General features: G+C 55.8%; 5 protein-coding genes and 1 pseudogene. 5 read left to right on the top strand and 1 reads right to left on the bottom strand.

What is annotated here, in order from left to right:
• A partial coding sequence (locus tag ABJT94_RS03905; RefSeq protein ID WP_348493899.1) for an HDOD domain-containing protein occupies positions 1-550 on the bottom strand: 550 nt, incomplete at its 3' end.
• Between the two features lie 249 nt (positions 551-799).
• Between ABJT94_RS03905 and ABJT94_RS03900 the strand changes: the two genes are divergently transcribed.
• From ABJT94_RS03900 to ABJT94_RS03880, 5 genes and pseudogenes are all read left to right on the top strand, one after another.
• Positions 800-2,080, top strand: coding sequence for an AAA family ATPase (locus ABJT94_RS03900; RefSeq protein ID WP_228264101.1), 1,281 nt, complete (start codon positions 800-802; stop codon positions 2,078-2,080).
• 230 nt (positions 2,081-2,310) lie between these two features.
• Positions 2,311-3,849: a fatty acyl-CoA reductase gene (locus ABJT94_RS03895; protein WP_348493898.1), complete on the top strand. Its 1,539-nt coding sequence runs from the start codon at positions 2,311-2,313 to the stop codon at positions 3,847-3,849.
• A 347-nt stretch (positions 3,850-4,196) separates the two neighbouring features.
• On the top strand, positions 4,197-6,146 hold the full coding sequence (gene acs / locus ABJT94_RS03890; RefSeq protein WP_138440762.1) for an acetate--CoA ligase: 1,950 nt from the start codon (positions 4,197-4,199) through the stop codon (positions 6,144-6,146).
• Positions 6,147-6,187: 41 nt separating this feature from the next.
• The gene (locus ABJT94_RS03885) at positions 6,188-6,853 is read left to right on the top strand and encodes a response regulator transcription factor (protein WP_138440761.1); all 666 of its coding nucleotides are present in this window, start codon (positions 6,188-6,190) and stop codon (positions 6,851-6,853) included.
• Positions 6,854-7,111: 258 nt separating this feature from the next.
• A pseudogene (locus ABJT94_RS03880) lies at positions 7,112-7,365 on the top strand (hypothetical protein); the annotation flags it as partial.

Raw genomic sequence — 7,365 nt, 5'->3', positions numbered from 1 at the left:
GCTGGTAGCGCATGGCGTCGGCGGCCATGGCGCCCAGGCCCCAGGTTGTGACCAGTTGAGCGGCTACCTCGGGTTGGTGGCTAATGTAGTATTCCTGTGCTTCCGGAGTCAGCGTTTTGACCGCGATCAGTTCGCCGATATTATGGAGCATGCCGAGCATGAAGGCTTCGTCGGGCTCCTGATACCGGGTCAGTGTGGCCAGGGCCCGAGCCGTCAGTGCTGTGGTCAGTGAGTGTCGCCAGAAGTCCCGGAGTTGTTGCCACTCGTCGCCACCCAGTTCGAACAGGAGCTGGCGAAGGGCGGCGGTTAATAACAGGGTATGGAAGCGGCGGATGCCGAGTCTGAGTAGGGCCTGCTCAACGGACTTGATTGGGGTCTCGGGTCGGTACAGGGCAGAATTGACCAGAGCCAATACCCGCGAAACCAGTGCGGTGTCGACGGATACGATTTCGCTGATGGTGCGGTAGCTTTCGTCTCTCTGGCAGGCTTCGAGCGCCCGAAGGGTAACCTCCGGAATACTCGGTAACTGAAGATCAGGAGCTAAATCCATGTAGCCTGTCCGCTCCATTCATAATTAGGTTTGAGTTATTTAGTTCGTTTCTTAGGGATTTCTCGTTCTTGTTTTGACTTTGGAGCTTAGACAATTATCCGTCGTTATTAAATACTTATTGGTGCTTTTTTAAACAGCATATTATCTGTCGCGTGATATGTGTAGACTTTTTACAGGTTTCACTGTGTGAATGCTAACATGTAGGCAAGTAGATTTCCGATCATGCCCGTGAAAGAGCCAGCAAAGCAGATGCCGAACCAACCTCGAACAATCGCGATTACCGGCGGCAAGGGTGGTGTGGGTAAAACGTCGGTTGCGCTTAACCTGGCGCTGACCCTGGCACGTCAGGAAAAACGCGTGCTCCTGCTGGATGGCGACACGGATCTGGCCAATGTCAGCATCATGGTGGGCATGTACCCCAAGCAAACCCTGGCGAACGTGATTGCCGGTGAGTGTCGGCTTCAGGATACTCTGCTGGAAACGGATTACGGCCTGCACATTGTGCCGGGGGCCTCGGGTGTGCAGGAGTGCATGGACATGGGGCCGACTGACAGTTTGCGGGTTCTGCGGGCGTTGTCTCATCTTGAAAGCCAATACGATTACGTCATCATCGATACCGCCGCCGGTCTGCAGGCACCCAGTCTGCACATGATTGCGTCGGCGGAGCTTGCCTGTATTGTCGTTACCCCGGACCCGGCTTCACTGACGGATGCGTTTTCACTGATTAAGGTTATCCTGCGTCGGGGGTACAAGCGGGTACCCAGTGTGTTGGTAAACATGGCGCAGGGCGCAAGTCAGGCCCGTTCGGTATTCCAGCGTTTAGATAGCGCGGCCCAGCGTCACCTGGGTTTGTCGCTCCACTATATGGGTGGTATCTGGCGCGACGAAACTCTCCGGCAATCGGTGCTCAATCAGAAGCCGGTGGCTTTGTTGCCGGTGGCCGATCCATCCTGTCGTCAGTTTTATACTTTGGCTGACATGCTCAACGTTCGCCTGGCCCAGCTAACTCCTAGGAAGGCCGGTATAGCCGCCTACTGGCATCGGGTTTCGCGTCAGCAATCGGAAGCTCGACAGGCGTCGGCGAGGTCGGATGCACCGGCAAGCCTGAAGGACCGTTGTCTGCGGGCGGTGAGTGAGCTGGAATCCGTACTGGTTCAAACGCCCGATAACGCTATGCTGCGTTATGAAGCATTTACCCGACTTTTTGCACTGCTGGGGAGCGCGCCTGACGGTGACACCATCGAAATTATTCAAACCGGTCTCGGCTCCCTCGAATGGGAGAAGCTGAGCGAAGAGCATCGGCAGCACCTGGCCACCCACCTTCGACACCTGGCCGACCAGATCGTGCCGACTGCACCTAGAAAATCGACACTAGTACCGGCAAAAACCGATCAGACGGACCCGGTTTACGACCGGGTCAGCTTCGGCGAGCAGGAGCGTCTGGTGCGGGCTCTACGGGAACAGCCGGCGGAAATTTCCTTGAATGAGCTGCTGCGTTCCCTGGCAGGGAAGGGTCACAACCGCTCCTGAAATCAGGCTCAATATCTGCCCCTTTTTCAGTCATTTCTTTTACTCTTTTTGTAGAGTATTTTTGCAGTGTGTCACCGCACTGTAATCCTGGTTGTGTAAAAATCAATCACTGTAGATGATCGTGGCCCGCAATATGCAGTGAATTTTCCTAGGCATTCCATCAATAAATTTCCCGCCGACAGGCTGTTAGAGCGGTTGTAGAAATATTTAATAGAGAAGGAGTTCTTCCAATGGCAACATCGCAATTGAATACCGGAGAGTCGTCGTCCAAAGTTCTTGAACAGCTCCGTGGCAAGCATGTCCTGATTACTGGCACAACGGGATTCCTGGGCAAAGTGGTACTTGAAAAACTGATTCGGACGGTTCCGGATATTGGCGGTATTCACCTTTTGGTTCGGGGTAACAAGCGACACCCGGAGGCGAGGGCGCGATTCCTCGATGAAATTGCGACCTCTTCGGTGTTTGAGCGCCTGCGCTCTGACGACAACGAGGCTTTTGAGGCGTTTGTGGAAGAGCGTGTTCACTGCGTGACCGGGGAAGTGACGGAGCCGATGTTTGGGCTGCCGGTTTACCAGTTTCAGGCCTTGGCGAATGGCATCGACGCCGTAATCAACTCCGCGGCCAGCGTAAATTTCCGGGAAGAACTCGATAAGGCTCTGGCGATCAACACTCGCTGTCTCGATAACATCGCCGAGCTGGCTCGTCAGAACCGCCGGCTGGCGGTTCTGCAAGTCTCGACCTGCTACGTTAATGGCATGAACTCCGGACAGGTGTCCGAAGCGGTGATCAAGCCGGCGGGTGAGGCGCTGCCGCGCAGTGTCGATGGCCACTACGAGGTTGACGAACTGGTGCGTCTGCTGGACGACAAGATCGCCGACGTGCGTTCGCGCTACGCCGGCAAGGCCTTGGAGAAAAAGTTGGTAGATCTTGGCATCCGGGAGGCCAACCGCTACGGCTGGAGCGACACCTATACCTTCACCAAGTGGCTGGGCGAGCAGATATTGATGAAGGCGCTGGCTGGTCGCTCCCTGACCATTGTCCGCCCCTCCATTATCGAAAGCGCCCTGGAGGAGCCAGCTCCGGGCTGGATTGAAGGGATAAAAGTGGCCGATGCCATTATTCTTGCCTACGCGCGGGAGAAAGTGACTCTGTTCCCCGGCAAGCGCTCCGGCGTTATCGATGTCATTCCCGTGGATTTGGTGGCCAATAGCATTATCTTGTCACTGGCCGAGGCGCTGTCAGAGCCGGCTGAACAACGCATTTACCAGTGCTGCAGCGGTAGCAGTAACCCGATTTCACTCGGTGAATTCATTGATCACCTGATGGTCGAGGCCAAGGCCAGTTACGCGGATTATGATCAGCTGTTCTATCGTCGGCCGACCAAGCCGTTTATTGCCGTAAACCGGAAGCTGTTCGATGCCGTGGTTGGTGGTGTGCGCATCCCGCTGAGTTTCACCAGCCGGATTCTCAAAGTGCTGGGCCACAATCGTGAGCTAAAGGTACTGAGAAATCTCGATACCACGCGCTCGCTGGCCACTATTTTCGGCTTCTACACGGCGCCGGATTACATCTTCCAGAACGACAGCCTGTTGGCCCTGTCGTCCCGGATGGGTGGTCTGGATCGCGTGTTGTTCCCGATTGATGCCCGCCAGATAGATTGGAGTGTCTACCTGCGCAAGATCCACCTGGCTGGCCTGAACCGCTACGCGCTGAAAGAGCGCAAACTGTACAGTCTCCGTTCCGCTAAAACCCGCAAAAAAGCGGCGTAGCATCACCCCAGTCGTGAGCCGGCCTTCCAGGGTCGGCTCGCACATTTTGCCACGCCGATCCTCGTTGTTTGCCGGCTCCCGCCGAAGTTGCGAACAGCCTCGTTCTGACTATGCTTAAGGGTGTTTCTTGTCCAGCGGACCTTTCCGCTGTGTGCCTGTGGTGGCCCGCGGCAGTTAACCAGGTGCTTGCGTCAAAAGTTCAGACACATTAGGACGTTAGTCTAATTAATTGTTCAGTCGCACCCATGTTGTACTACAGACATTCGTCTGACTTCAGGCCTGAGCTGGCCTCACCGCTCTTTTTTCCAAATCGACAATGACAAAAGACTCTGAAAAGGGGGAGCACCATGACTGAGAAACACGTCTTTCCAGTAGCGCCGGAGGTAGCCCAACGGGCTCTGGTAAATCGGGAACAGTACAATGCAATGTATCGCGAGTCGGTTGAGAATCCCGATGCGTTCTGGTCAGAGCACGGCAAGCGCCTGGAGTGGATCAAGCCCTACACCAAGGTTAAGAACACAACCTACGATTTCGACAACCTGTCCATCAAATGGTTTGAAGACGGCGAGCTGAATGCTTCAGCCAACTGTCTTGATCGTCATCTTGAGAAAAAAGGTGACCAGACCGCCATCATCTTCGAAGGTGACGACCCGGCCGATTCCCGCCATGTGACCTACCGGGAGCTGCACGAGGAGACCAGCAAGTTTGCCAACGTGCTCAAGGGGCTGGGTGTAAAGAAGGGCGATGTTGTCACTATTTACATGCCGATGATTGTCGAAACCGCAGTGGCGATGTTGGCCTGCGCCCGTATCGGGGCGATTCATTCCGTGGTTTTTGGTGGCTTCTCGCCCGAGGCGCTGGGCGCCCGGATTGTTAACGGCAAATCCCGTTTCGTGGTCACGGCCGACGAAGGTTTGCGTGGAGGCCGCAAGATTCCGCTGAAGAAAAATGTAAACGCGGCCCTGAAGATCGACGGTGCCGATGCAGTCGAGAAAGTGGTGGTGGTTGCCCGCACTGGTAATTCCGACGTGCCCTGGGACGATAGCCGCGATGTGAAGTACGAAGATCTCATGCAATCTGCTTCGGCCGATTGCCCGCCCGAGCCGATGAATGCGGAAGACCCGCTGTTCATGCTGTACACCTCGGGGTCCACCGGTGCGCCCAAAGGCGTGTTGCACACAACCGGTGGTTACATGGTGTACGCGTCGATGACGCACGAGTATATATTCGACTATCACGACGGCGACGTATACTGGTGCACCGCAGACTTTGGTTGGGTGACTGGTCACAGCTACATTTTGTACGGCCCATTGTGTAACGGTGCAATCACCGTGCTGTTTGAGGGGGTGCCCAACTACCCGGATAGTTCCCGTATGGGACAGGTGGTCGACAAGCATCAGGTTAACATCCTGTACACGGCGCCCACCGCCATTCGGGCGCTGATGGCTGAGGGTGCGTCCTGCATGGACGGTACCAAGCGCGACAGCCTGAAACTGCTGGGTTCGGTCGGTGAGCCAATTAACCCGGAAGCCTGGGAGTGGTATCACCGGGTCATTGGTAACAGCAAATGTCCGATCGTGGATACCTGGTGGCAGACCGAAACCGGCGGCATCCTGATTTCGCCGCTGCCGGGCGCCACCGATCTCAAACCTGGTTCGGCGACCGTGCCGTTCTTTGGTGTCAAACCGGCCCTGGTCGATAACGATGGCAACATCCTGGAGGGTAAGGCCGAGGGCAATCTCGTGATTCTGGATAGCTGGCCGGGGCAGATGCGCACCATTTACGGTGATCATGAGCGTTTCAAGCAGACGTACTTCAGCACTTATAAGGGCCGGTATTTCACCGGTGATGGCGCGCGCCGGGATGAAGACGGTTATTACTGGATTACCGGCCGTGTTGACGACGTCCTGAACGTGTCCGGTCACCGGTTGGGTACGGCGGAAGTCGAAAGCGCGCTGGTCGCCCATGACAAGGTCGCTGAAGCTGCTGTGGTTGGCTTTCCACACGACATCAAGGGGCAGGGCATCTATGTTTATGTCACCCTGGTGCAGGGCGAAGAGTCATCCGATGAGCTGAAGAAAGAGCTGGTCCAGTGGGTGCGCAAGGAAATCGGTCCGATTGCCTCGCCAGATGTGATTCAATGGGCACCTGGACTGCCAAAAACTCGTTCGGGCAAGATTATGCGGCGGATTTTGCGTAAAATTGCTGCTAACGAGCACGACCAGCTTGGAGACACTTCCACCTTGGCAGACCCGGGTGTGGTTGATGAGCTGATCAGCAGTCGTGAATTCAAATAAGGTCGCATTTAAGACCGTAACCCTGTTAAGGAACCCGTTGAATGGCACAAACAATTATCGTCGCTGATGATCACCCGTTGTTTCGCGCAGCATTGAAGCAGGCGGTCAGTCAGGCGGTGCCCGATGCCGAGACGGTTGAAGTCGATAGCATCAAGGCCCTGCAGGCGGCGGTAGAGTCGCACCCGGATGCGGATCTGGTCTTGCTGGATCTGAACATGCCGGGCGCCCATGGCTTCTCCGGGCTGGTGTTCATGCGCGGACAGTACCCGGGGTTGCCAGTGGTGGTTGTGTCAGGATCGGAAGAGATGCAGGTCATGCGTCGCTCGATCGACTACGGTGCGTCCGGGTTCATCCCCAAATCAGCGCCCCTGCCCACCATCACCGAGGCCATCCAGGACGTTCTGGAAGGTGACGTCTGGCTGCCAGCCGGAGTGGCGGACAAGATTGAGCGCATGCATTCGGACGCCACGGATTTTTCCGAGAAGCTGGCGTCGCTGACACCGCAGCAGTTCCGGGTGTTGGGCATGTTGGCCGAAGGGCTTCTGAACAAGCAGATCGCCTACGATCTGGATGTGTCCGAGGCCACCATCAAGGCCCACATCACCGCGGTATTTCGCAAGCTGGGGGTTCGTAACCGGACTCAGGCGGTCATCGCAATCCAGCAGATGGAAATTGATCCATCGGATCAGTCACTGTCTGGTAGTTGATAACGACGCTGTTCAGCGTGAATGTGAAACGGGAGCCCTTGGGCTCCCGTTTTTTTATGGCCTGAACTTGTGCCCGGTGGTTCTGAGCGTTCTTTGCTTTAATGGTACAGGTGTACGCATTACAATCTATTTTAAATGGATTTTATAGAATAGGCATTGTCATCAGTATTTTCTTCCGGTAGATTCAGCGCACAAGTGTACTCTCAAATAAAATGGCGAGTGCGTCGATCTGATTTTTCGAAAGAGTAAAGGTGACGAATGAACGCAGCCGTGAAGCCCGATGCCTCGGGCCAAGCCATCTATGGGAAGCCCGACGAGCGTGAGCTCAGAGACCGCATGAAGAAGGACCTGCCGGCCGACACGTTCAAGGCGCAAACCTGGCGGGTGATCTGGTTTGTGCCGCTGCAGTTGATCATCTGGGGTGGGATCGCGACGATTTTGCTGGCGGGTTTGCCCTGGTACGCCAATCTGGTGCTGGGGGTGGTGGTTGGTCATACCATCGGTTGCCAGGC

Source organism: Saccharospirillum sp. (genome assembly GCF_039982735.1).
Taxonomy (GTDB): Bacteria; Pseudomonadota; Gammaproteobacteria; order Pseudomonadales; family Natronospirillaceae; genus Saccharospirillum.
The sequence above is the reverse complement of the archived record's forward strand: the minus strand, read 5'-3'. Positions and strand labels throughout refer to the sequence as shown.